The 21,926-nt window shown below is 63.3% G+C and carries 21 protein-coding genes and 1 pseudogene; 9 read left to right on the top strand and 13 right to left on the bottom strand.

The window, feature by feature from the left end:
• Positions 1–16 precede the first annotated feature (16 nt).
• From V6M61_RS07395 to murB, 5 genes and pseudogenes are all read right to left on the bottom strand, one after another.
• Positions 17–172 (bottom strand): annotated as a pseudogene (locus V6M61_RS07395) (DUF4236 domain-containing protein); the annotation flags it as partial.
• Between the two features lie 345 nt (positions 173–517).
• On the bottom strand, positions 518–907 hold the full coding sequence (locus V6M61_RS07390; protein ID WP_332775921.1) for a thiol-disulfide oxidoreductase DCC family protein: 390 nt from the start codon (positions 905–907) through the stop codon (positions 518–520).
• Entirely contained in the window at positions 904–1,398 is a 495-nt protein-coding gene (locus V6M61_RS07385; RefSeq protein ID WP_332775920.1) for a DUF4166 domain-containing protein, read from the bottom strand. Before V6M61_RS07385 ends, V6M61_RS07390 begins: the two co-directional genes overlap by 4 nt.
• Before the next feature lie 39 nt (positions 1,399–1,437).
• Positions 1,438–2,283: a glycine-rich domain-containing protein gene (locus tag V6M61_RS07380; protein ID WP_332775919.1), complete on the bottom strand. Its 846-nt coding sequence runs from the start codon at positions 2,281–2,283 to the stop codon at positions 1,438–1,440.
• On the bottom strand, positions 2,283–3,335 hold the full coding sequence (murB, locus tag V6M61_RS07375; protein WP_332775918.1) for a UDP-N-acetylmuramate dehydrogenase: 1,053 nt from the start codon (positions 3,333–3,335) through the stop codon (positions 2,283–2,285). Before murB ends, V6M61_RS07380 begins: the two co-directional genes overlap by 1 nt.
• An 86-nt stretch (positions 3,336–3,421) precedes the next feature.
• Here murB and V6M61_RS07370 point away from each other — a divergent pair, with 86 nt between their 5' ends.
• Together V6M61_RS07370 and V6M61_RS07365 are read left to right on the top strand one after the other, a co-directional pair.
• Complete coding sequence (locus V6M61_RS07370; protein ID WP_332775917.1) at positions 3,422–3,907, top strand: YajQ family cyclic di-GMP-binding protein; 486 nt, start codon at positions 3,422–3,424, stop codon at positions 3,905–3,907.
• 4 nt (positions 3,908–3,911) lie between these two features.
• On the top strand, positions 3,912–4,583 hold the full coding sequence (locus V6M61_RS07365) for a retropepsin-like aspartic protease family protein (RefSeq protein WP_332775916.1): 672 nt from the start codon (positions 3,912–3,914) through the stop codon (positions 4,581–4,583).
• Positions 4,584–4,648: 65 nt separating this feature from the next.
• Here the strand turns inward: V6M61_RS07365 and plsY are convergent, their stop codons facing one another.
• From plsY to V6M61_RS07350, 3 genes are all read right to left on the bottom strand, one after another.
• On the bottom strand, positions 4,649–5,284 hold the full coding sequence (gene plsY, locus V6M61_RS07360) for a glycerol-3-phosphate 1-O-acyltransferase PlsY (RefSeq protein WP_332775975.1): 636 nt from the start codon (positions 5,282–5,284) through the stop codon (positions 4,649–4,651).
• A 25-nt stretch (positions 5,285–5,309) separates the two neighbouring features.
• Complete coding sequence (locus tag V6M61_RS07355; RefSeq protein ID WP_332775915.1) at positions 5,310–5,801, bottom strand: aminoacyl-tRNA deacylase; 492 nt, start codon at positions 5,799–5,801, stop codon at positions 5,310–5,312.
• A gap of 161 nt (positions 5,802–5,962) precedes the next feature.
• Positions 5,963–7,024, bottom strand: coding sequence for an aldo/keto reductase (locus tag V6M61_RS07350; RefSeq protein ID WP_332775914.1), 1,062 nt, complete (start codon positions 7,022–7,024; stop codon positions 5,963–5,965).
• Here V6M61_RS07350 and V6M61_RS07345 point away from each other — a divergent pair.
• Together V6M61_RS07345 and V6M61_RS07340 are read left to right on the top strand one after the other, a co-directional pair.
• Positions 7,010–7,195: a hypothetical protein gene (locus V6M61_RS07345; protein ID WP_332775913.1), complete on the top strand. Its 186-nt coding sequence runs from the start codon at positions 7,010–7,012 to the stop codon at positions 7,193–7,195. The two genes, V6M61_RS07350 and V6M61_RS07345, sit on opposite strands and share 15 nt — an antisense overlap.
• Positions 7,196–7,230: 35 nt before the next feature.
• Entirely contained in the window at positions 7,231–7,902 is a 672-nt protein-coding gene (locus V6M61_RS07340) for an OmpA family protein (RefSeq protein ID WP_332775912.1), read from the top strand.
• A 19-nt stretch (positions 7,903–7,921) separates the two neighbouring features.
• Here V6M61_RS07340 and V6M61_RS07335 read toward each other — a convergent pair whose 3' ends face one another.
• From V6M61_RS07335 to V6M61_RS07315, 5 genes are all read right to left on the bottom strand, one after another.
• Positions 7,922–8,806, bottom strand: coding sequence for a LysR family transcriptional regulator (locus V6M61_RS07335; RefSeq protein WP_332775911.1), 885 nt, complete (start codon positions 8,804–8,806; stop codon positions 7,922–7,924).
• 24 nt (positions 8,807–8,830) lie between these two features.
• A complete protein-coding gene (locus V6M61_RS07330; RefSeq protein WP_332775974.1) occupies positions 8,831–9,919 on the bottom strand; it encodes an ABC transporter ATP-binding protein in 1,089 nt (362 codons plus the stop codon).
• A gap of 20 nt (positions 9,920–9,939) precedes the next feature.
• Entirely contained in the window at positions 9,940–11,682 is a 1,743-nt protein-coding gene (locus V6M61_RS07325) for an ABC transporter permease (protein ID WP_332775910.1), read from the bottom strand.
• Between the two features lie 14 nt (positions 11,683–11,696).
• On the bottom strand, positions 11,697–13,040 hold the full coding sequence (locus tag V6M61_RS07320; RefSeq protein WP_332775909.1) for an ABC transporter substrate-binding protein: 1,344 nt from the start codon (positions 13,038–13,040) through the stop codon (positions 11,697–11,699).
• Positions 13,041–13,147: 107 nt separating this feature from the next.
• On the bottom strand, positions 13,148–15,022 hold the full coding sequence (locus V6M61_RS07315; RefSeq protein WP_442957744.1) for an acyl-CoA synthetase: 1,875 nt from the start codon (positions 15,020–15,022) through the stop codon (positions 13,148–13,150).
• A gap of 264 nt (positions 15,023–15,286) precedes the next feature.
• On the opposite strand from V6M61_RS07315, the gene V6M61_RS07310 reads away from it, so the two are divergent.
• From V6M61_RS07310 to V6M61_RS07290, 5 genes are all read left to right on the top strand, one after another.
• Positions 15,287–16,210 (top strand): alpha/beta fold hydrolase, encoded by a 924-nt coding sequence (locus V6M61_RS07310; protein ID WP_332775908.1) that lies wholly within the window; start codon positions 15,287–15,289, stop codon positions 16,208–16,210.
• A gap of 90 nt (positions 16,211–16,300) precedes the next feature.
• Positions 16,301–17,405 (top strand): peptide chain release factor 2 gene (gene prfB, locus V6M61_RS07305; RefSeq protein ID WP_332775907.1). Its coding sequence is split into 2 segments (ribosomal slippage): positions 16,301–16,381 and positions 16,383–17,405, totalling 1,104 coding nucleotides; the frame shifts between segments, so codons are not numbered across the junction.
• Complete coding sequence (locus tag V6M61_RS07300; protein WP_332775906.1) at positions 17,405–18,091, top strand: HAD family hydrolase; 687 nt, start codon at positions 17,405–17,407, stop codon at positions 18,089–18,091. Before prfB ends, V6M61_RS07300 begins: the two co-directional genes overlap by 1 nt.
• On the top strand, positions 18,075–20,792 hold the full coding sequence (gene pepN, locus V6M61_RS07295) for an aminopeptidase N (protein ID WP_332775905.1): 2,718 nt from the start codon (positions 18,075–18,077) through the stop codon (positions 20,790–20,792). Before V6M61_RS07300 ends, pepN begins: the two co-directional genes overlap by 17 nt.
• Positions 20,793–20,958: 166 nt before the next feature.
• Positions 20,959–21,926: class 1 fructose-bisphosphatase (locus V6M61_RS07290; protein WP_332775904.1), on the top strand; the 968-nt coding region annotated here is incomplete at its 3' end.

The following is a 21,926-nucleotide window of genomic DNA, read 5'->3' as shown; positions in this document are numbered from 1 at the left end:
TCGTTCTGGACGACAGCCCGGTTCCTGGTATTCCGGTATTCAGATAAGTGCCGCGCTTGCCAATGCCGATTGACGCTCCCCGGGGCCCGAGTGTCCAGCTGGAGCCGGAACCACTAAAGTTCCAGCGCACACCAGGTGCCAATTTAATGGACTTTCTAAATCGCAATGCCACTACTTTCCTCCCCAATTGAGCATCTCAGTGCACGTCCTGAATCATTACACAGTCTGGTCGGCACCTTGACTGGTCTAGTCGGCGAATTCTAGGGGCGATGAGAAATACTTCCCCAGGCATGCAGGCATGGCAGCTCGGGTACCACCCTATGCTGCAGAGCGTAGAAGATGGTCAGGGACACTCCCCTGGAGTCGTGGTACGAGAGAGGAAAGGAGCTGTCGCGGTGGCATGTCATGAGTGAACGATACCAACGTGAAGCAACCAAAATCCGCCAAAACTGCTCAATAAATAAGCAAAAGCCGCCCAAATGGGGTGGCTTGGGCCATCAGCTTATTAACACCCATGTCAATTAAGAAAGCGCTGCGCGTAATCCGCTGGCGGCATGAGGCAGGTCTCGCTGCGGCCAAACCATTGGTAGCGATGACGGGCAACCAAGCGGTAAAGCGCATCGCGCAGCGGGGCCGGTATCAGCCAGGCCATCCACGCCAGGCGCCATGGGCTGCCCAGCGCATGGAGCACACGCAAGATGGCGGCTGTGTGCTGCCAGGTGCGAACGCCATCGACCAGCAGCAGCGTCTGCAAGCCCTCGACCTTCAGCCCGACCCGCGTCAGAAAGGCTTGGCCTTGTGCGCCCTGTATGGATGCAAAACGCAACACGCGGCGCTTGTCGTGGCGCAGCAGAAACTGCACCCAACCATTGCACAGCAGGCATTGCGCATCAAACACAACAATCATGGTGTGCGCTGTGCCGTGGCGAGGTTAAGGTGGCCGCGGTAGCCGGCAACGACGCCAATCCACGGCAATGCGGCCCTGACCTGGAAGTGAAGCTCCCGGCCTTGACCGATTTCTACAGCGTGCACGCGCGGCATCAGCCAGCGCGGGCACGGCACGCCAAAGACATGCAGCGTGCGCAGTTGCATGACCAGCGTGCCGCCCTGCTCGGCAAGGTCAAAGCCCAGCCGCGCGGCGCCGAGCTGCTCCACCAGCATGCCGTCGCGCAGGCGCAGGCATGAGCGCATCACGCGCTGCGGGAAATGGCGCGTCCAGGTTTCGCCGTCGGGGTGGGCATCAAGTTCAAACCGGATCGGGCCTTCGCTGCGCTGGCGTGGCGTGCCCAGGCAAAAAGCGACAAGACGCGCCAGGCGTGTTTGCGGCGCTTCGGTTTCCACCTGTCCCTGCAGCCCGATTCGCCCCGCCAGGCTGTGAAAGCCGCGCAAAGGCTGCACCCATGAGCGACGGGTAGAGAGAAGAAGCCGGCCGCCGGCTCAATCTCCGCCTCCTCCGCAGCCACCACCACATCCGCTGCCGCCATCGCCGCTGTCGCCGCCGCCTTCGCCGGAACTGCTGCTTTCGGCGCCACCAAAACCGCCCGCATCGCCGCTATAGCTGCCGTCCGAGAAGCTCTCGCCGCAGTAAGCAGCGCTGCCCTGCGCGCCGCCCTGCGCAATGTCGCGACAGTCGGGCAAGTAGTGAAAGCCATTGGCAATCGCCAGCTTCGCATCGAGCGCGAAAAGCAGCGGCAGGCGGCTGGGCGCTCGGGGCTGGATGGCTTCATCGCGGCAAGCCCAGTACCAGGCGCGGCGCAGACCGTCATTGGTGGAGGCCTTCCTGCCGAGCACTTCGGCCGGCACATGGTCCATGAAGCGGCCTAGCACCAGATCGCACCACTCCCGGTAAGCACGGGTGTGCAAAATAAACTCGTGCCACATGCTGTCGACCACGCGCGAAGGCATCGCCACAAACTTTCCCTTGCTGCGCACGCATGCCAGAAAAAACTGCCGCAGGCCGCGCTCGACCAGTTCGGTGTCTTTTGCGCTCAGATGGGGGTAGGCATCGCGCAGCTTGCGCTTGAGAAACTGTGGCAGCGGTGCCTCGCGCACGAGCCGCTCCCGTTCGCGGCTGGCCCAGACCGCCACCACAGCCATGAAGGCGAACAGCGCAAAGGTCACACTGGTCAAACCCGCCGGCGAGCGCCAGCCCGCCACGCCGCCCAGCAGCAAGCACAGCCAGATGAAAATCAATCCGCCCGCCAGTGCGCGGGAATAGCGCAGCACCAGCCGACGCCAGATGGCGACTTCCGGCCCGGTGTAGACCTTGCCAAGCCGCCCCACTAAACCACCACCGGCTCCGGCTCCAGCCGGATGCCAAAACGTTCGTACACACTGGTCTGGATGGCCTTGGCCAGCGTCATGACCTCGCCCCCGGTGACCGGGTTCGTCTCACCACCCCGGTTGACGAGCACCAGCGCCTGCTTTTCATACACGCCGGCATTGCCGATGGACTTGCCCTTCCAGCCGCAGGCATCAATCAGCCAGCCCGCCGCCAGTTTGACCGAGCCATTGGCCAGCTGGTAGTGAACGATTTTGGGCTCGCGCGCGATGATGTCGGCGCACTGCTCGGGCGAGACGGTCGGGTTTTTGAAAAAACTCCCGGCGTTGCCAATCACCTTGGGGTCGGGCAGCTTGGCGCGCCGGATCTCGCAGATCCACTCATAAATCTGTAGCGGGTCAGGCACGCCCGATGCGGACTGGGCCATCTTTTTATCCAGATCGGCATAACCCAGCACGGCTTTCCAGGGCTTGGGCAGCGAAAAGCGCACCCGCGTGATCAGGGCCTTGTCCGCCAGGCCAAAACCACCCGGTCCCCCGCTGGCATGCTTGAAAACCGAATCACGGTAGCCAAACGCGCATTGCGCGGCGTTCAGGGTGAAGCTTTTCCCGGTGCTCAGGTCCACCGCGTCCAGCGACTCGAAGCGGTCTTGCAGCTCCACCCCATAGGCACCGATGTTTTGCACCGGCGAGGCGCCCACCGTGCCCGGAATCAGCGCCAGGTTCTCCAGGCCCGGGTAGCCCATTTGCAGGGTCCAGGTGACCAGGTCGTGCCAGTTCTCGCCGGCGCCCGCTTCGACCACCCAGGCCTTGTCGGTTTCAGCCAGCAGGCGTTTGCCCATGATTTCGACCTTGAGCACCAGCGATTTGACATCGCCGGTGATCACGATGTTGCTGCCCCCGCCCAGCACAAACTTCGGGGTCGCCTGCAACACGGGATCGGCCAGCACGGCGGCCACATCCGCCTCGCTGGCCACCCGGACCAGCGAGAGCGCCTTGGCCACGATGCCAAAGGTGTTGGAAAACTGGAGCGGAACGTTTTTCTCGACTAACATGCGGGGATTGTCTCACCCCTTCTTCCGCCTTCTTCCGCCTTCTCCCCCTTTCCCTCTCTCTTTATTCCCAACAAAGAATCCGCACCATGCCTTCCTTCGATACTGTGCTTGAAACCGATCTGGTCAAGGTCAAAAATGCCGTTGAAAACACCAGCAAAGAAATCGGGACGCGCTTTGATTTCAAAGGCACCGCCGCCGCGATTGAACTGAAAGACAAGGACATCACGCTGATTGGCGACAGCGACTTCCAGATCGAGCAGATCAACGACATCCTGCGCAACAAACTCACCAAGGCCGGCGTGGACGTGCGCTTCCTGGACGTCGGCAAAATCGAAAAAATAGGCGGCGACAAGGTCAAACAGGTCGCCAAGGTGCGCGACGGCATCGAAACCGAGCAGGCCAAGAAAATCCAGCAGCTCATCAAGGGCAGCAAGATGAAAGTCCAGGCCTCCATTCAGGAAGGCAAGGTTCGCGTTACAGGCGCCAAGCGCGACGACCTGCAGGCGGCCATGGCCCTGATCCGGGCTGACATCAAGGATCTTCCGCTGAGCTTTGATAATTTCAGGGATTAAACATATGTTTCCCAAGCGTGCCTCCGGCGTTGCGCTCCTGCTGGCAGCGTTCGCGCTGCTGCACGGCGCGGCTTATGCCCAGTCCGTGGCGCTGGCCGGCATGCTGGGCAGCAAGGCCTTGCTGGTGGTCAACGGCGGCGCGCCCAAAACGGTGGCCCCGGGGGAAACGCACCAGGGCGTCAAGGTGGTTTCGACCGCTGGCGACCAGGCCGTGGTGGAGCTGGCGGGTAAACGCCAGACCCTGCGGGTGGGCGATGCCCCCGTGAGCGTTGGCGCGGGCGGCGGCACGGGCACCCAGACCGGACAGGGCAACAAGATTGTGCTCACGGCCGGCAGCGGCGGGCACTTCATGACGCAGGGCCAGATCAACGGCAGGGCGGCGCAGTTTCTGGTGGACACCGGAGCCACCTCCGTCTCGATGACGGTGGCGGATGCCGAGCGCATGGGCGTGGACTACAAATCAGGCCACCGCGTCCAGCTGAGCACGGCCAATGGCGTGGTGCTCGGCTGGCAGACCATGCTCGGTTCGGTGCGCGTGGGCGATGTGGAAGTGTTCAACGTGGCCGCCGTGGTGGCCGCGCGCGACATGCCTTTTATTTTGCTGGGCAACAGCTTTTTGACGCGTTTCCAGATGAGCCGCACCAATGACGAGCTGATTCTGGTCAAGCGCTTCTAGACAAAAAGCGACTGCAACCCGCAGTTATAAAGCGCCATAAGCTATCAAAACAATAGCGACTCGGTTCAGTCCTTCTTTTTCGCACCCAGCTTCGATTCCTTGCCTTGCAGCAGCTTGCTGATGTTTTCGCGGTGCCGGTACACCAGCAAGGCGCTCATCACCAAAATGGCCAGCGCTATGCGCTTGTCGGCATACCACGCGGCGCGGTCGCCCAGCAGGTAATAAAACGGCGCGAACACCGCCGATGCCAGGGCTGCCAGCGAGGAGTAGCGGGAAAAGAACGCGACGATCAGCCAGGTCGCCAGCGTTGCCAGGCCCAGCACCCAGCTGATTCCGAACAGCACACCGGCCGCCGTGGCCACCCCCTTGCCCCCCTTGAATCTGAAAAACACCGGGTACAGATGGCCCAGAAAGGCCGCCAGGCCGACCGCGGCCAGGCTGCCGTCGCCCAGGCCGTGGTCTTTGCCGAACCATTGGACGAGCGCCACGGGCAGCCAGCCTTTGAGCGCGTCGAGCAGCAGGGTGACGACTGCCGCGGTCTTGTTGCCCGAGCGCAGCACGTTGGTCGCGCCGGGGTTTTTGCTGCCGTAGCTGCGCGGGTCGTTCAGCCCCATGAGTTTGCTGACAATGACTGCAAATGACAGCGAGCCCACCAGGTAGGCCGCCAGCACCGCAACGACCGGGTACAAAGCCGGGGACAAATAGTTCAAATCACTCTCCTCTTTTTTATTCCGCCAGGGCGCATTGCACCGATTTTGCACCCAGCAGCGTAACGCATACCTGCGGGGCTATGCCGACCAGGTAGCCGCGCCGCCCGCCGTTGATGGCGATTTTAGGCAAGGCCAGAATGCTTTCCTCGATGTACACCGGCATGACCTTGCGCGTGCCGAAGGGCGAGGTGCCACCGACCAGATAGCCGCTGTGCCGGTTGGCGACTTCGGGCTTGCAGGGCTCCACCGACTTGGCGCCGATCTGGCGAGCGAGATTTTTGGTCGACACCTTGCGGTTGCCATGCATCAACACCACCAGCGGCCTGGCGTCCTGGTCCTGCATGATCAGCGTCTTGACGACGGTGAAGGGATCGAAGCCCAACATTTCGGCACTGTGCTGCGCACCGCCGTGCTCCAGGTACTCGTAGGGGTGTTCGGTAAAGGCCACCTTGTTCGCTTTGAGGAACTGGGTGGCCGGAGTTTCGGAAACGTGCTCTTTTTTGCTCATGTTCTTGCCTGCCATTCCAAGCAGCCTGTCATCCTGAACGAAGTGAAGGATCTTCCGTGCGAACCAGAGATCCTTCACTTCGTTCAGGATGACAAACCCAACGAAGATTCTTCGCAGAGCCTGTCTCGAGCAAAGTCGAAGGGCTCAGAATGACAAATCCATTACAACGCCGGGTCCCTCAGTTCCCAGCGGATCGCATCAATGACTGCAAGCAACTCGGGCGACAGGGTGGTGCCCCAAGCGTCCAGATCCTCATCGAGTTGCGCCACCGAAGTCACGCCAATGATGGTGCTGGCCACCTGCCACTTGGTGTAGCAAAACGCCAGCGCCATGCGCGCCGGCGTCAGGCCATGCTCGCGGGCCAGCGCGTTGTAGCGGCGCGCGGCGGCCAGCGCTTCCGGGCGGCCCCAGCGCTGCTTGCGCACCGACTCAAACCTGGCGATGCGCGCGTCTTTCGGAGCGTCCGGGCCTTCCGTGCCCGACTGGTCGTACTTGCCCGTCAGCAGGCCAAAGCCCAGCGGCGAGTAAGCCAGCAGCGACACCCCCAGGCGGTGCATGGTTTCGTCCAGACCGTTTTCCACGGTGCGGTTGATCAGGCAGTACGGGTTTTGCACCGTGGCCACGCGCGGCAGGCCATGCTGCTCGGCCAGCCGCACAAATTCGTGCACGCCGTAGGGCGTTTCGTTGGACAGGCCAATGGCCCGCACCTTGCCGGCCTGGACCAAGCCGCCCAGGGCCTCGAGCTGCTCATGAATCGAGGTGGCCGAGCGTTCGAGTGCGGGGTTGTAGTACAGAGCGCCGAAAGCCGGCACATGGCGCTCGGGCCAGTGAATCTGGTAGAGGTCGATCACATCGGTCTGCAGGCGCTGGAGGCTGGCGTTGCACGAGGCCACGATATCCTTCGCCGTCATGCCGCTGCCGTCGCGCACCCAGGGCATGCCGCGCGAGGGGCCGGCCACCTTGGTGGCGAGCACCAGCTTGCTGCGCACGCCGGGGTTCTTTGCAAACCAGTTGCCGAGGATGGTTTCAGTGGCGCCGCAGGTCTCGGCGCGCGCGGGCACCGAATACATTTCGGCCGTGTCGAGGAAATTAACGCCGCGCTCCAAAGAGCGGCCCAAGATGGCATGCGCGGTCGCTTCGTTGACCTGTTCGCCAAAAGTCATGGTGCCCAGGCAGATGGGGGTAACGTGAAGGTCGCTGGAGCCGAGTTGAACTTGATTCATGTTTTTTGGGTTGAAACAGTTTCTGCAAAAACGGGCCGCGCCTGCGGCATCGCATCGGAAGAGGCCGAGTTTAAAGGCTTCGCGCCAGCGTTGCAGCCGGCAACAAGACGGGCATTTGTTTTACAAATTGATACCCTTAAATGGATCAACCTACATTCACAAACGCTTTAATGGAACTTCGTATCAACCACCCGGAGAACTCAAAAATGAAACCTATTCTCTCTTCCATGACCTGCGTCGCACTGGCCCTCGGCGTCCTGTCGGGCTGCGCCGACATGACGGAAACCCAGCGCGGAACGGCCCAGGGCGCCGGCATCGGCGCCGTGGCGGGCGCGCTGATCGGTGCGGCCACCGGGGGCTCCAAAGGCGCTGCGACCGGCGCGGTGCTCGGCGGTGCGGTGGGTGCAGGCGGCGGCTACCTCTGGTCCAAAAACATGCAGGAACAAAAAGCCGCGATGGAAAAAGCCACCGCCGGCACTGGCGTGGCCGTCAGCCAGACCGCCGACAACCGGCTCAAGCTGGACATCCCCAGCGACGTGTCCTTTGACGTGGGCCGCTCTGCCATCAAGCCCAACTTCGTGCCGGTGCTCAACCAGTTTGCCGCCAGCCTGAACCAGCACCAGGTCACCACGGTCACCATCATTGGCCACACCGACAGCACCGGCTCCGACGCCATCAACAACCCCCTGTCGGTGGACCGCGCAGACAGTGCCCGCGATTACCTGGTCAGCCGTGGCGTGGCGCGCACCCGCATCGTCACGGATGGCCGTGGCGCGCGTGAACCGGTGGCCGACAACAACACGGCACAGGGCCGCGCTGCCAACCGCCGCGTGGAGATTTATGTGGCCGAGCCGGTACAGGCCGCACAGCGTTATTAAGCCCCTTTCCTGAACCCGCTCAGTGCGTCAGTCCCCAGATGGTGCGCAGCTGCGACAAGGTGGCGATCACCGCCGGGTCGTGCTCCGCGGTTTTAGGGTAGATAAAGCTCAGCAGCGCCGCCACGCGCGTGTGCGGCCAGATCACCACCTCGTCGCGCTCGCTGGCCGGCACCGCGATGTCCTCGCGCAGCAGCGCCAGCCCCACGCCCGAGCGCACCAGGCTGTGCGGCGAGGCCGCCTCGTCCGACTCCAGCACGGTATTGGGCGTCAGCCCCTGGCGGGCGAACATGTCCTTGAGCAGGGTCTGCGCATGGTGCTGGGCCGGCGCGCCTATCCACGGCATCCCGGCAATCTCGCGCCAGCCCGCATGCAGCAGGCGCGGGCGAAAGCCGAACGGCCCGGCGATGCGGTACTGGATGGTCTGCAGCGGCACGCCCAGCACCTCGCGCGGAATGTTGGGCCCGATGTAGAACGCGCCCTGCAGCGCTTCGGCCGCCACCAGATCGCGCAGCTCCTCGGCATGGCCGTGGCGCGTCTTGATGTCGAGCAAAGGCAGCGTCTGCACCAGTGAATTGAGCAGCGAGCCCAGCCGCAGCGAATCCGGATCGCCCACCGTGCCTATCACCAGCGCGCCCGTAACCTTGCCTTTCATGTCCTTGGCCTTGCCGAGCAGCGATCCGGCGGCGGCGAGCACCTGCTCCGCGTCGGCCAGCATCAGCTCGCCGGCCCTGGTCAGCATGATGCGACCCGGCCGCCGGTCGAACAGCGTGATGCCCAGTTCCTCCTCCAGCGCCTTGATCTGGGCCGTGACGGCCGGCTGCGTCACGTGCAGCACTTCGGCGGCCCGCGTCAGATGGCCCAGCTTGGCCACCGTGACGAAGGCACGCAGTTGGTAGATTTCCATGAGCGGCGACGCGGTGGTCGTCGTTCAGCGGTCGAGAAAACGCACCTGCGTCGGCTCGATGCCGAGCCGCACTTCGGCACCCGGCGGAAACATGGCCAGCCCCGAATAGTGCGGCTGGTCGGCCACCATCGCGACCTCGCCCACGCGCACGCGGTAGCGCGAGAACTCGCCGAGGAACTCGGAGCTTTCCACGCGCCCCTCGACCCAGACGCGCGAGGCGTCGACCTGCTCGTCGCGCACCCGGATGCTGACCTGGTGCGGACGGAACGCCATGGCAGCGGCGCCGGGCCGCGGTGTCATCTCGGCCGGACGCGGGAAGGTCAGCGGGCCCAGGCCGTTCACGTTGAAATTCAGGGTCTCGCCATTGACGGCGCTGATGCTGCCCTCCAGCAGGTTGGCCGTGCCGACAAAGCCCGCCACGAAGCGGTTGCCCGGAAAGTCGAACAGCCCGGCGGCGGTGCCCACCTGCTGCAGGATGCCCTTGTCCAGCACGGCCATGCGGTCGGCCGTGGTCATGGCCTCTTCCTGGTCGTGCGTGACAAAAATAGTCGTGATGCCCAAGGTGCGCTGCAGGCTCTTGAGCTCTTCCCGCATCTGGACGCGCAGTTGCTTGTCCAGGTTGGACAGCGGCTCATCGAGCAGCAGCACCTGCGGCTCGATCACGATGGTGCGTGCCAGCGCGACCCGCTGCTGCTGGCCGCCCGACAGCATGGAGGGACGCCGCTTGGCGTATTGCTTCAAGCCGACCAGGTCCAGCGCGTCCTCGACCTTTTGCCGGATGATCTGCTTGTCGAGTTTGCGCTCCACCAGGCCGAATGCGACGTTGTCCCACACGGTCATGTGGGGCCACAGCGCATAGTTCTGAAAGACCATGCCCACATTGCGCAGGTGCGGGGCCGTCCCCGAGACATCCTTGCCATCGATCAGCAGCGAGCCGCCCTGATGCTGGTTGAAGCCGGCGATCAGGCGCAGCAGGGTGGACTTGCCCGACCCGCTGGGGCCCAGCAGCGCGAAAAACTCGCCGGGCTCCACCGTCAGGTTGATGTCTTTCAATACTTCTGTTTTTCCGTAGCTCAGGGAAAGGTGTCTCGCAACGACGCCCACTTTTTTCAAGGGTTTCAGCATGTTTACTCTCAGTCTTCGTGACGGGCGGCGGTGCGCGCGTTGGAGCGCTCTGCCACCCAATGGGATAGGTAGGTGCCCACCGCGACAACCACCACGGCGATGACGCCAAGGGCCGCGCCGGGGCCGCGGCCCGAGACACTTTGCATGTACAGGTAGATGCCGTAGCTCATGGGCGCGTTCGACTCGGTCGTGGTCAGCATGATGGTGGCCGACAGCTCCACGGCAGCGGTGATGAAGCTGGTGACAAAGCCGGCAAGGATACCGCCCGCCATGAGCGGCACCACGATGCGGCGTATCGTGCTGAGCCGATTGGCGCCCAGGCTCTGCGCCGACTCCTCCAGCGAAATGTGCACCTGCTGCAGCGCCGCGTAGCAGGAACGCAGCGCGTAAGGCAGGCGCCGCACGGCATAGGCAATCATGATCAGGACCCAGGTGGCGGTGATGGGCGTGTCGCCAAACGGAACCTCCATGCCCTTGAAGATGCGCAGGTAGCCAATCGCCAGGACCAGACCGGGAATCGCCAGTGCGATGGACGAGGCCCAGTCCAGCCATTGGCGCGCCGGCAGTTGGGTGCGCAGGATCAGGTAGGCAATGGCCGTGCCGATGACGACGTCCAAGCCGGCGGCCAGGCCGCAGTAAAGGAGCGTGTTGCTGATCATGCGGCCGGAGTCGTTGAACACCGTGGCGTAATGCTGCAGCGTGTAGGCATCCGGCAGAACGGAGAAGCTCCAGACCTTGGCAAAGCTCATCAAGAGGATGCCCAGATGCGGTGACAGCACCACCACCAGCACCAGCCCGATCCAGAAGTAGGCGATGGCGGTTTGCCAGGCCGTCAGCTGCCGCCGCTGGATGCTGTTGCCGCCCTTTTGCAGGGTCGAGTAGTCGCGTCCTTTCATGACCCGGGCCGCCAGCCACATGGCCAGGATCGAAAAGACAATCATGATGACGCTGATGACGTAGCCCAGCGGGTCATCCACGCCCACCGAAGTAATGCGCAGGTAAGCCTGGGGCGCGAGCATATTGGTCGTGCCCATCACCAGCGGGGTGCCCAGGTCATCGAACACCTTCACGAAGACGAGGGACGCCCCGGCGAGGAAACCGGGCATGGCCAGCGGGAAAATCACGCGGCGAAACAGCCGAAAACCCGTGCAACCCAGGTTTTGCGCCGACTCTTCCATGGCGCCATCGATGTTGCGCAAAGACGCGACCAGGTTCAGCAGGATGAAGGGGAAGTAGTGCAGGCTTTCGACAAATACGACACCGGCCAGGCCTTCCATGACCGGGACGGTAAACCCGAACCATTGATCGAGCAGGAGGTTGACCGAGCCGCTGCGCCCGAAGATCAACTGCAAAGCCACAGCCCCCACGAACGGCGGCATGATGAGCGGCAAGATGCCCAGCGTCTGGATGATCAACGCCCCGCGAAACTCAAAGCGCACCGTCAGGTAGGCCAGGGGAATCGCAATGAGCGAAGCGAACACCACGGAGAACACGGCCACCAGCATGCTGTTGACGAACGACTCCCTGAACAGGGACTGCCCGAAGAAATTGGCGAAATGCCCAAAGGTGAGCCGCCCCTCTTCCGTCACGAAGGCGGTGTAGATCACCGACCCGACGGGTGCGAGCAGAAACAGCGCCAAAAAGGCAAAGATGACGAGGCCGGCAAGCCAGGCGCCCAGCCCGCCCGGTAGCCGCCAGGTGCGAGGTGCTGCCGGCAGCACCGGCGAGTTCACGGTTGATGAGGAAGTCATTTACTGAGAAGCCTTTACTTGATGAGCGCAGCAGCCTCGCCAGCCAGTTGTTCTGCCCGGGCGTAGTTGGCCTTGGCTTTGGAGTTCCAGAGTTCTTCCAGGCCGGTCAGCTGCTTGGCAACGGCCACGTCTTTTTTGTTCTTGCGAAAGATCTCCAGGAACTGCTTGTCGTTGACGTTCTTCTCGTCCACCAGGGGGGTGTAGGCAAAACTGCGCGCCTGTTTGAGCAGCTCGGCGGCGCGCGAGTTCGGCTTGGCGGCCAGTTTGCGCTCGGCTTCATGGATGGCTTTGGTCGCCGCCTGCAACTCTTTCAGGCGGAAGGTGACCGTCTGGTCGAACAGGCTGGTCACCAGCGCATAGCGTGCCTCGGACAGCTCCGAGTCGAACTTCACCTTGGACTTGCGCGCGATGTCGTAGATATTGGGGTAGTCGGCCGGCACCTTCAGGCCCGCCACCGAGTAGGGGAGCACCGGCATGCGGCTGATCTTGGGATCGAACAGGAGCTCCTGACCTTCCATCGACAGCGAGTAGGCGATGAACTTGCTGGCCTCGGCGGCGTTTTTGCCGCCGGCGATCATCGCAATGCTGGCGGGTACGACCGACGTGACGCTGGGATAAACGAAGTCCACCGGAAAGCCCGAGTACCGGCCCGCCAGGCCAAAGAAATCAATCACCAGGCCGATGCCGAACTGGCCGTTGTTCACGCCGTCGGGCACGCCGAAGCTGCGGTCGGTGACGGCGGCGCAGTTGCCGCCAATCTGCAGCAGCTGGGTCCAGCCTTTTTCCCAGCCTTCGCCCTGCAGAATCGTTTCAACGGTGAGGTGGGTGGTGCCGGAGCGCGAAGGCGACGAGACGGCCACGTGGCCAAAATAGACGCCCTTGGTCAGATCGGCCCACTCCTTGGGCGCCGGCAGCTTGTTGGCCTGCATGTAGCGCTTGTTGGTCATGATGCCGTAGCCCGACAAGGCCTGGCCATAGTAAAAGCCCTCCGGGTCGTTGACCGGGTAGGTGCCGATCTTTTGGGGAACCAGCGGGTTGCCGGCCTCAGGGGCCTTCTGCAGGAGCTTGTCGCGCGCGAGCACCTCAAAGGCCACCACGTCCGAGGACCAGAACACGTCGGGGCGCTGGCCGGCAGCGGTTTCGCGGATGTAGGGAATGGAGGCGGTCCCGCTTTTGTTCAGGATCTCGAGCTTGATCGAGGGATTTTTGGCCTCGAAAGCCTTTCTGTAGGTGTCCGTGATCTCCTTCGGGAAGGAGGTGATCACCGTGACCGTGCCGGCCTGGGCGGCCGCGTAAATGGACAGGCCCAGGGCGAAGGCCAGGGCCGTGAACACCGGCTTGAATGCAATGCTGCGCATGAATGTCTCCGTCGGGAAGTTAAGTTGTGCCCGAAGGTTACGCATGGCATCGCCGGCTGACCAATCACCGTTTTTGATGCCTCCCATCAACGGCAGCATGCGTCGGGTTAACCCTTGGCCGCCTGGAAGCGCGCCTCCTCCTGCAGCCGCAGCACCCGGCGCTGCACCTTGCCCGTCGTCGTCATGGGCAGCGCGGCTATGAACTCGATCTCCTTGGGGTACTCATAGGGCGCCAGCATGGTTTTCACATGGGCCTGCAGCTCGCCGATAATTTTTAGATCAAATTGATCTACAGTCGGCGTGGATTGTGCGCGAGCAGCTACAAAATCAGGAGCAAGCACCACATAGGCCTTGACCACGGCGCCGCGCTCCCTGTCGGGCTTGGGCACCACGGCGGCATTGGCCACGGCCGCGTGTTTGACCAGGCAGTTTTCAATCTCGCCGGGGCCGATGCGGTAGCCCGCCGCCTTGAACACATCGTCGGCCCGGCCTTCGTACCAGAGGTAGCCGTCGGCGTCGCGCGTGGCCAGATCACCGGTGCGGCACCAGTCGCCGGTGAACTTGGCGCGGCTTGCGTCGTCCTTTTTCCAGTAGCCGAGGAAGAAGATCGGGTCCGGCTCGCCATGCACGTCATAACGGTTCACCGCCACGTCGCCCGCAACGCCCACAGCACATTCATGGCCGTCTTCATCAATCACCGCCACGCGGTGGCCCGGATAGCCTTTGCCCATGCTGCCGGGCTTGGCCGGCCAGAACAGAGAGCAATTGCCGACGACGTAATTGATCTCGGTCTGGCCGAACATCTCGTTGACCGTCACGCCCAGCTGGTCGCGGCAGTAGGCAAACACCGCGTCGCCGACCGCCTCGCCGGCACTCATCATGGCCTGCAGCTTGAGCTTGAACTGCTGGCGCGGCCGTGGGTAGGCTTTCATCATGGCCTTGAGGGCCGTAGGGAATAAAAAAGTGTGGGTGACGCCTTGTTGCTCCATCAGGCCAAAGGCAAGTTCGGGGCTGAAGCGTCCGTTAAAAGCGACGATGGGCCGGCCGAAATACAGGGTCGGCAGCAAGGCGTCCATGAGGCCTCCAGTCCACGCCCAATCGGCGGGGGACCAGAACACGGCTTGGCTCTCGGAGGCCGCCCTCACCCCTGCCCTCTCCCAGCGGGAGAGGGAGTCCCGATCGGGCCGCCCCGGTAGAGGGTTAGGGCTCCGTTCTGCCCCCTCTCCCGCTGGGAGAGGGCAGGGGTGAGGGCTGAACCCGAACCAGTTCTGACTGCAGATAAAGCCCGGCAGATTGCCGACCAGCGCACGGTGCGCAAGCAGGGCGCCTTTGGGCGGGCCGGTCGTGCCGCTGGTGTAGATCAGGATCGCCGCTTCGTCGGCCTTGGTCTTGACGGCCGTGAACGCACGTTTCTGTTCGGCCATCGCGGCCTCATAGTCCACATCACCCTGGCCTTTCGCCGCCCCCACAGCGACCACCGTGCGCAGCGCCGGGCATTGCGCCCGGATGGCCTTCATGCTGGCGATGGCACTTTCATCACAGATCGCCACCACCGCCTCGCTGTCCTGCAGCCGGTATTGCAGCGCCTCCGGGCCAAACAGCATGGACAGCGGCATGGCCACCGCGCCCATCTGAAACACCGCCATGTAGGCCACGGCGGTTTCAAAGCGCTGCGGCATCACGATGGCCACGCGGTCACCGCGCTGCACGCCCAGCCCCGCCAGCACGTGGCTCAGGGCATCGGCAGCGGCCTGCAACTCAGAATATGTATGAAAAGTGGTCTCAGCCCCTGTGTTATGTGCGCGAATAGCTATTCTTTTCGTAGCAGATTGGCCATCCCTCGCAGCCCGGGCCCAGCGGCTGCAGCAGACCTGGGCGATATTGAAGTGCTCGTCGACCTGCCAGCGGAAATCGCGGTGCAGTTGGGCGTATTGATCTGGTTGCCCACTGGTGGGCTTGTCCCTTTTTTGACTGCGCTTCAACTCAAGTCTCCTTATGATTAAACCTGAATCTGGCAGCCGACCGCTTGTTCTGGCTGCCTAGATTGCATGAATACTGAAATTTATGATTCCCTTGAGGGCCCGCTTTGAGATGACCACGCTACGCACCCGATTGAGCCGCCATGGGGCGCGCTGGCGGCGTTGCTCCTCCTTGCAGGCATTAGCCTGCTGCATCGTCACGCCTTGCCAACCCACCCCATGACAGCCCACTCAGGCGCGTTCAACTGCCAGATTCAGGTTTAGCCAATGTACAAAGAAAAACGCCTTTTCCGCAGCGAGTTTGTCCCTATACGCGGGCTGCGCTACCACGTTCACCGCTGGGGTGACGCCTCCCAAACCCCCTCTGCCCTGCCGTCGCTGGTGCTGGTGCACGGCTGGATGGATGTGGGCGCGTCCTACCAGTTCATGGTCGATGCCTTCTCGGATGCATTTGTGCAGGGCCGCGTCATCATTGCACCTGACTGGCGCGGCTTTGGCCAAACAGGGTCAGGCCAAGCCGACAACTTTTGGTTTCCCGATTACCTTGCCGACCTCGACTTTTTGCTGGACCACTACGCCCCCGGCCAGGCCGTGGATTTGGTCGGCCACAGCATGGGCGGCAATGTGGCCATGATTTACAGCGGTGTTCGGCCCCAGCGCATCCGCAAGCTGGTCAACCTGGAAGGCTTTGGCCTGCCGGCCACCCGGCCCAGCCAGGCCCCCGGGCGCTATGCCAAATGGATGGATGAGCTCAAAAGCCTGCACCGCGGCGAGATGGCCCTCAAAGGCTATGACGACGCCAGCGGCGTGGCGCGGCGCCTGATGAAGACCAACCCGCGGCTGCCGGCGGACAAGGCCGACTGGCTGGCCCGCCACTGGGCCCGGCCTGACGCCGACGGGACATGGCAGATTCTGGGGGACGCCGGGCACAAAATCACCAGCGCCCAGCTCTACCGCCTGGATGAAATGATGGAGATCTACCAGTGCATCAGCGCCCCCACGCTGGCCATTGAGGCGTCCGACGACTCCCTGAGCCGGTGGTGGCGGGGCTTGTACAGCCTGGCCGAGTACCACGAAAGGCTCAAGCGGGTGCCCCAGGCGAGCACCGCGGTCATTGGCGATGCAGGCCACATGCTGCACCACGACCAGCCCGCCCAATTGGCACATTTGATTGAAAACTTCCTGGCATGAGAAAATCACAGGTTACAGCAGCGATTCGGGCTTGATCCCGGGGGCTGCATGGGCCCGAATCAAACCTGACAGATAACCTGGATACACATCATGGAAGCAGAACACATCAACACCATTGGCAACCAAATCACCGACCTGATCGCCCGGGTGAATGAACTTCGGGGGTATCTTTGACTACGCTGGCAAGGCGCGCAAGTTAAACGAAGTCAACGCGGCCCTGGAAGATCCCAAGGTCTGGGACAACCCCAAGCGCGCCCAGGAGCTGGGCCGCGAGCAAAAATCACTCGAAGGCGTGGTCCTGACGCTGGACCACCTGGCCGCCGAGCTCTCGGACAGCACCGAGCTGTTTGACATGTCCAAGGAGGAAGGCGACGAGGCCGGCCTGCTGGCCATCGAAACCGAAGCCGCCAAGATCGCCACGGAAGTCGAGCAGATGGAATTCCGCCGGATGTTCAACAACCCAGCCGACCCGATGAACGCCTTCCTGGACATCCAGGCCGGCGCCGGCGGCACCGAGGCCTGCGACTGGGCCAGCATGCTGCTGCGCCAGTACCTGCGCTATGCCGAGCGCAAGGGCTTCAAGACCCAGGTCGAAGATGAGTCGCCGGGCGACACCGCCGGCATCAAGGGCGCCACCATCAAGATCGAGGGCGAGTATGCCTTCGGCCTGCTGCGCACCGAAACCGGCGTGCACCGGCTGGTGCGCAAGTCGCCGTTCGACTCATCCGGCGGTCGCCACACCTCCTTCGCCTCGGTGTTTGTGTACCCGGAAATTGACGACTCGATCGAGATCGAAATCAACCCGTCGGACGTGCGCACCGACACCTTCCGCGCCAGCGGCGCTGGCGGCCAGCACATCAACAAGACCGACTCCGCAGTGCGCCTGACGCACATTCCGACCGGCATCGTGGTGCAGTGCCAGGACGGCCGTTCACAGCACAGCAACCGCGACGTGGCCTGGAAACGCCTGCGCTCGCGCCTGTACGATCACGAGATGCGCAAACGCCAGGCGGAGCAGCAAAAGCTCGAAGACAGCAAGACCGATGTGGGCTGGGGCCACCAGATTCGCAGCTACGTGCTCGACCAGAGCCGCATCAAGGACCTGCGCACCAACTACGAGACCTCGGCCACGCAAAAAGTGCTCGATGGCGACCTGGACCCCTTTATCGAAGCCTCCCTGAAACAGGGCGTCTGATGAGCCGGCACCCCAAGACCGAAGCCCTGATCTTCGACATGGACGGCACCATGATCGACTCCATGCCCTGGCATGCCAAGGCATGGATCGAGTTCGCACGCCGGCACGGCATCGAAATGGATGTGGCCGACATGCTGCGCCGCACCACCGGACGCACCGGCGCGGAGTGCATGAACGAGCTGTTTCAGCGCGACATCCAAGCGTCAGAGGCCTGGGTTCTGATTGCGGAAAAAGAAGACATTTACCGCGAGCTGTTCACGCCGGTGTTTGCCGAAGTGGCGGGCTTCAAGGCCTTTGCCCGGTTGGCGGCGGCGCAGGGGCTGAAAGTGGGCGTGGGAACCGCGGGCGACAAACACAACATCGCATTTGCCTTTGCACGGCTTGACATGCAGCCGGCGCCCCATGCGGTCGTCGGCGGCGACGAAGGACTGCCCGGCAAACCCGAACCCGCCATCTTCCTGGAAGCGGCGCGGCGCATGGGCACGCCGGCCGCAGCCTGCATCGTTTTTGAAGATGCGCCCTTTGGCATAGAAGCCGCGCGCCGCGCGGGGATGCGGGCCGTGGCGGTCTGCACCAGCCACAGCCCCGAAGAACTCGCCGGCCCACACGTGATGGCCAGCGTGCGCGACTACAACGAACTCATGAACACCAACTTTTTGGGGAAGCTCCATGCTGCAACTGCGTGATGGACAGGGGCCGGCCACGGCCATCAACCGTGCCGACTACACTGCGCCCGCCTACTGGATAGACACCGTCGACCTGTGTTTTGACCTTGATCCGGCCAAAACGCGCGTGCTCAACAAGATGACGCTGCGCCGCAATGCCGAGGTGGCCGCCCAGCCGCTCAAGCTGGACGGTGAGGAGTTGAACCTGGCCCGCGTGCTGGTCAACGGCCAGGGCACCTCGTTCAAGATGGAAGGCAGCCAGCTGGTGCTGGAGAACCTGCCCGAGGGCAGCGAGCCGTTCGAGCTGGAGATCTTCACCACCTGCGTGCCCGCCAAGAACACCAAGCTGATGGGCCTGTACGTCAGCAACGACTCCTTCTTCACCCAGTGCGAGGCCGAGGGCTTTCGCCGCATCACCTATTTCCTGGACCGCCCCGACGTGATGGCCAGCTACAGCGTGACGCTGCGTGCCGACAAGGCCAAATACCCGGTGCTGCTGTCCAACGGCAACCTGGTCGAGCAAGGCGTGCTGGAAAACGGCCCCAACGGCCCGCGCCATTTCGCCAAATGGGTGGACCCGCACAAAAAACCGAGCTACCTGTTTGCACTGGTGGCCGGCCAACTGGTCGCGCGCGAACAGCGCATCACCTCGCGCGCCGGCAAGGACCACCTGCTGCAAGTCTTTGTGCGCCCGGGCGACCTCGACAAGACCGAGCACGCGATGAACTCGCTGATGTACTCCGTCGCCTGGGACGAAGCCCGCTTCGGCCTGCCGCTGGACCTGGAGCGCTTCATGATCGTCGCGACCAGCGACTTCAACATGGGCGCCATGGAAAACAAGGGCCTGAACATCTTCAACACCAAGTACGTGCTGGCCAGCCAGGCCACGGCCACCGACACCGACTACGCCAACATCGAATCGGTGGTCGGCCACGAGTACTTCCACAACTGGACCGGCAACCGCGTCACCTGCCGCGACTGGTTCCAGCTCAGCCTCAAGGAAGGGCTGACGGTGTTCCGCGACCAGGAGTTCTCGCAAGACCTGTGCGGCGAGCCTTCCGCCCGGGCCGTCAAGCGCATTGAAGACGTGCGCGTGCTGCGCACCGCCCAGTTCCCCGAAGATGCCGGCCCGATGGCGCACCCGGTGCGCCCCGACAGCTACATCGAGATCAGCAACTTCTACACCGTCACGATTTACGAAAAAGGCGCCGAAGTCGTGCGCATGATGCAGACTTTGGTCGGAAGGGACGGCTTTGCCAAGGGCATGACGCTGTACTTCGAGCGCCACGACGGCCAGGCCGTGACCTGCGACAACTTTGCGCAGGCGATTGCCGACGCCAATCCCGGTTCGGACCTGGCGCGCCTGCTGCCGCAGTTCAAGCGCTGGTACAGCCAGGCCGGCACGCCGCGCGTGCACGCCCAGGGCGTGTATGACACTGCAGCGCGCACCTACACCCTGACGCTGGCGCAAAGCTGCGCGCCCACCGCCGGCCAGCCGGTCAAGGAGCCGTTTGTCATTCCCGTGGGCCTGGGCCTGGTGGGCGCCGACGGTGCAGACCTGCCGCTGCAACTGGCCCACGAAGCGGCCGCAGTGGGCACCTCACGCACCGTGGTGCTGACGCAGGCCAGCGAAACGCTGACTTTTGTGAATGTAGCCACCGAGCCCGTGCCGTCCATCCTGCGCGGCTTCACCGCCCCGGTGGTGCTGGAGTTCGACTACACCGACGCCCAGTTGCTGCATCTGCTGGCCCACGACAGCGACCCCTTCAACCGGTGGGAAGCCGGCCAGCGCCTGGCCGTCAACCGCGCTATTAAATCAATAGCTGCCGTCGCTTATCCAGTAGGGGCTGCACCGCTCGATGATGCTTTCGTGGAAGCCATGCGCAGCGTGCTGCGCCATCCCGCGCTGGATGCCGCATTCAAGGAGCTGGTGCTCACCTTGCCCTCTGAAATCTATCTCGCCGAGCAACTCGACGTGGTCGACCCGCAGCGCATTCACGCCGTGCGCGAGGCGATGCGCCAGCAGCTCGCCGTGGCGCTGGCCGACGACTGGCAGCAGGTCTACGAGGCTCACCAGGACAACGGCGCCTACACGCCCGATCCCCTGTCGTCGGGCCGGCGCGCACTGGCCGGCATGGCGCTGTCGCAGCTGTGCCTGGCCGCGATGACGACCGGCGATACCGTGTGGCCCGGCAAAACGCTGCAGCGCTTCAAGGATGCCGGCAACATGACCGACCGCTTCAACGCCCTGGCCGCGCTGGTGTCCAGCGGCCATGCGCTGGCAGCCCAGGCCCTGCCCCACTTTCATGCCATGTTCAAGGACGAGGCGCTGGTCATTGACAAGTGGTTTGGCCTGCAGGCCGGCGCGCCGGACCGTGGCGGCAACATCCTGCCCGCCGTGCGCCAGTTGATGAAGCACGCCGACTTCAGCCTGCGCAACCCGAACCGGGCCCGCAGCGTCATCACCACCTTCTGCCAAGCCAACCCGGCCGCCTTTCACCGTGCCGATGCTGCCGGTTATGTGTTCTGGAGCGACCGTGTGATGGAGCTGGACGCCATCAACCCGCAGGTCGCCGCCCGCCTGGCCCGCGCGCTGGACCGCTGGAAAAAGCTCGCCGAACCCTACCGCAGCGCCGCCCGCGAAGCCATCGCCCGCGTGGCCGCCAAAACCGATCTGAGCAAAGACACGCAGGAAGTCGTTTCGCGTGCGCTGGCTGATTGAATATATGCCCCCACGCTTGTCACTTCGTGTACTACGCTGCCCCCCGAGGGGGTCGCTGCGCCTTGCGGCCCGGCAAAGCCGGTTCCGCGGCCCCTGCTGGTACACGCCTTGGGGCAGCCCGGCGGCAATTGATCTGATTTTCTAATTTCGACGACTGGAGTTTCCAATGTCCCAAAAAATCTCCCTGACCCGCTACCTGGTGGAGCAGCAGCGCATGGAGGGCCACATTCCTTCGCAGCTGCGCCTGCTGCTCGAAGTGGTGGCGCGTGCCTGCAAAAGCATCAGCCAGGCCGTCAACAAAGGCGCGCTCGGTGGCGTGCTGGGCACCGCCGGCAGTGAAAACGTGCAGGGCGAAGTCCAGAAAAAGCTCGACATCATCGCCAACGAGGTGCTGATCGAAGCCAACGAATGGGGCGGCCACCTGGCGGCCATGGCGTCTGAAGAGATGGACAGCATCTATGTGGTGCCCAACCGCTACCCCCAGGGCGAGTACCTGCTGCTGTTCGACCCCCTCGACGGCTCCAGCAACATCGACGTGAACGTCAGCATTGGCACCATTTTCAGCGTGCTCAAAAAGCCCGACGGCGATGCGGGTGTCGAAGAAAAGGACTTTTTGCAGGCCGGCAACAAGCAGGTCGCGGCCGGCTACTGCATCTACGGTCCACAGACCACGCTGGTACTGACGGTGGGCGACGGCGTCGCCATGTTCACGCTGGATCGCGAGCAGGGCTCCTTCGTGCTGGTGCAGGAAAACATGCAGATTCCGCAAGACACCCAGGAATTTGCCATCAACATGAGCAACATGCGCCACTGGGATGCGCCGGTCAAGCGCTACATCGACGAGGCCCTGGCGGGCAAGGAAGGCCCGCGCGGCAAGGACTTCAACATGCGCTGGATCGCCTCCATGGTGGCCGACGTGCACCGCATCCTGACCCGCGGCGGCATCTTCATGTACCCCTGGGACAAGCGCGAACCCGAAAAGGCCGGCAAGCTGCGCCTGATGTACGAAGCCAACCCCATGAGCTGGCTCATAGAGCAAGCCGGTGGCGCGGCCACCAACGGCAAACAACGCATTCTGGACATCCCGCCCACCAAGCTGCACGAGCGCGTCAGCGTCATCCTGGGCTCCAAAAA

It is taken from the genome of Polaromonas sp., assembly GCF_036676035.1.
Lineage (GTDB): Bacteria > Pseudomonadota > Gammaproteobacteria > Burkholderiales > Burkholderiaceae_C > Polaromonas.
This window is presented reverse-complemented; position numbering and strand designations above follow the sequence as displayed.

Bases quoted from the DNA above. Each gene is read 5' to 3' on its own strand.
- murB (WP_332775918.1), bottom strand. From the start codon at position 3,335: ATGTTAGTCGAGAAAAACGTTCCGCTCCAGTTTTCCAACACCTTTGGC.
- V6M61_RS07350 (WP_332775914.1), bottom strand. From the start codon at position 7,024: ATGAATCAAGTTCAACTCGGCTCCAGCGACCTTCACGTTACCCCCATC.
- V6M61_RS07365 (WP_332775916.1), top strand. From the start codon at position 3,912: ATGTTTCCCAAGCGTGCCTCCGGCGTTGCGCTCCTGCTGGCAGCGTTC.
- pepN (WP_332775905.1), top strand. From the start codon at position 18,075: ATGCTGCAACTGCGTGATGGACAGGGGCCGGCCACGGCCATCAACCGT.
- V6M61_RS07335 (WP_332775911.1), bottom strand. From the start codon at position 8,806: ATGGAAATCTACCAACTGCGTGCCTTCGTCACGGTGGCCAAGCTGGGC.
- V6M61_RS07340 (WP_332775912.1), top strand. From the start codon at position 7,231: ATGAAACCTATTCTCTCTTCCATGACCTGCGTCGCACTGGCCCTCGGC.
- V6M61_RS07320 (WP_332775909.1), bottom strand. From the start codon at position 13,040: ATGCGCAGCATTGCATTCAAGCCGGTGTTCACGGCCCTGGCCTTCGCC.
- V6M61_RS07390 (WP_332775921.1), bottom strand. From the start codon at position 907: ATGATTGTTGTGTTTGATGCGCAATGCCTGCTGTGCAATGGTTGGGTG.
- V6M61_RS07325 (WP_332775910.1), bottom strand. From the start codon at position 11,682: ATGACTTCCTCATCAACCGTGAACTCGCCGGTGCTGCCGGCAGCACCT.
- V6M61_RS07300 (WP_332775906.1), top strand. From the start codon at position 17,405: ATGAGCCGGCACCCCAAGACCGAAGCCCTGATCTTCGACATGGACGGC.
- V6M61_RS07310 (WP_332775908.1), top strand. From the start codon at position 15,287: ATGTACAAAGAAAAACGCCTTTTCCGCAGCGAGTTTGTCCCTATACGC.
- V6M61_RS07370 (WP_332775917.1), top strand. From the start codon at position 3,422: ATGCCTTCCTTCGATACTGTGCTTGAAACCGATCTGGTCAAGGTCAAA.
- V6M61_RS07355 (WP_332775915.1), bottom strand. From the start codon at position 5,801: ATGAGCAAAAAAGAGCACGTTTCCGAAACTCCGGCCACCCAGTTCCTC.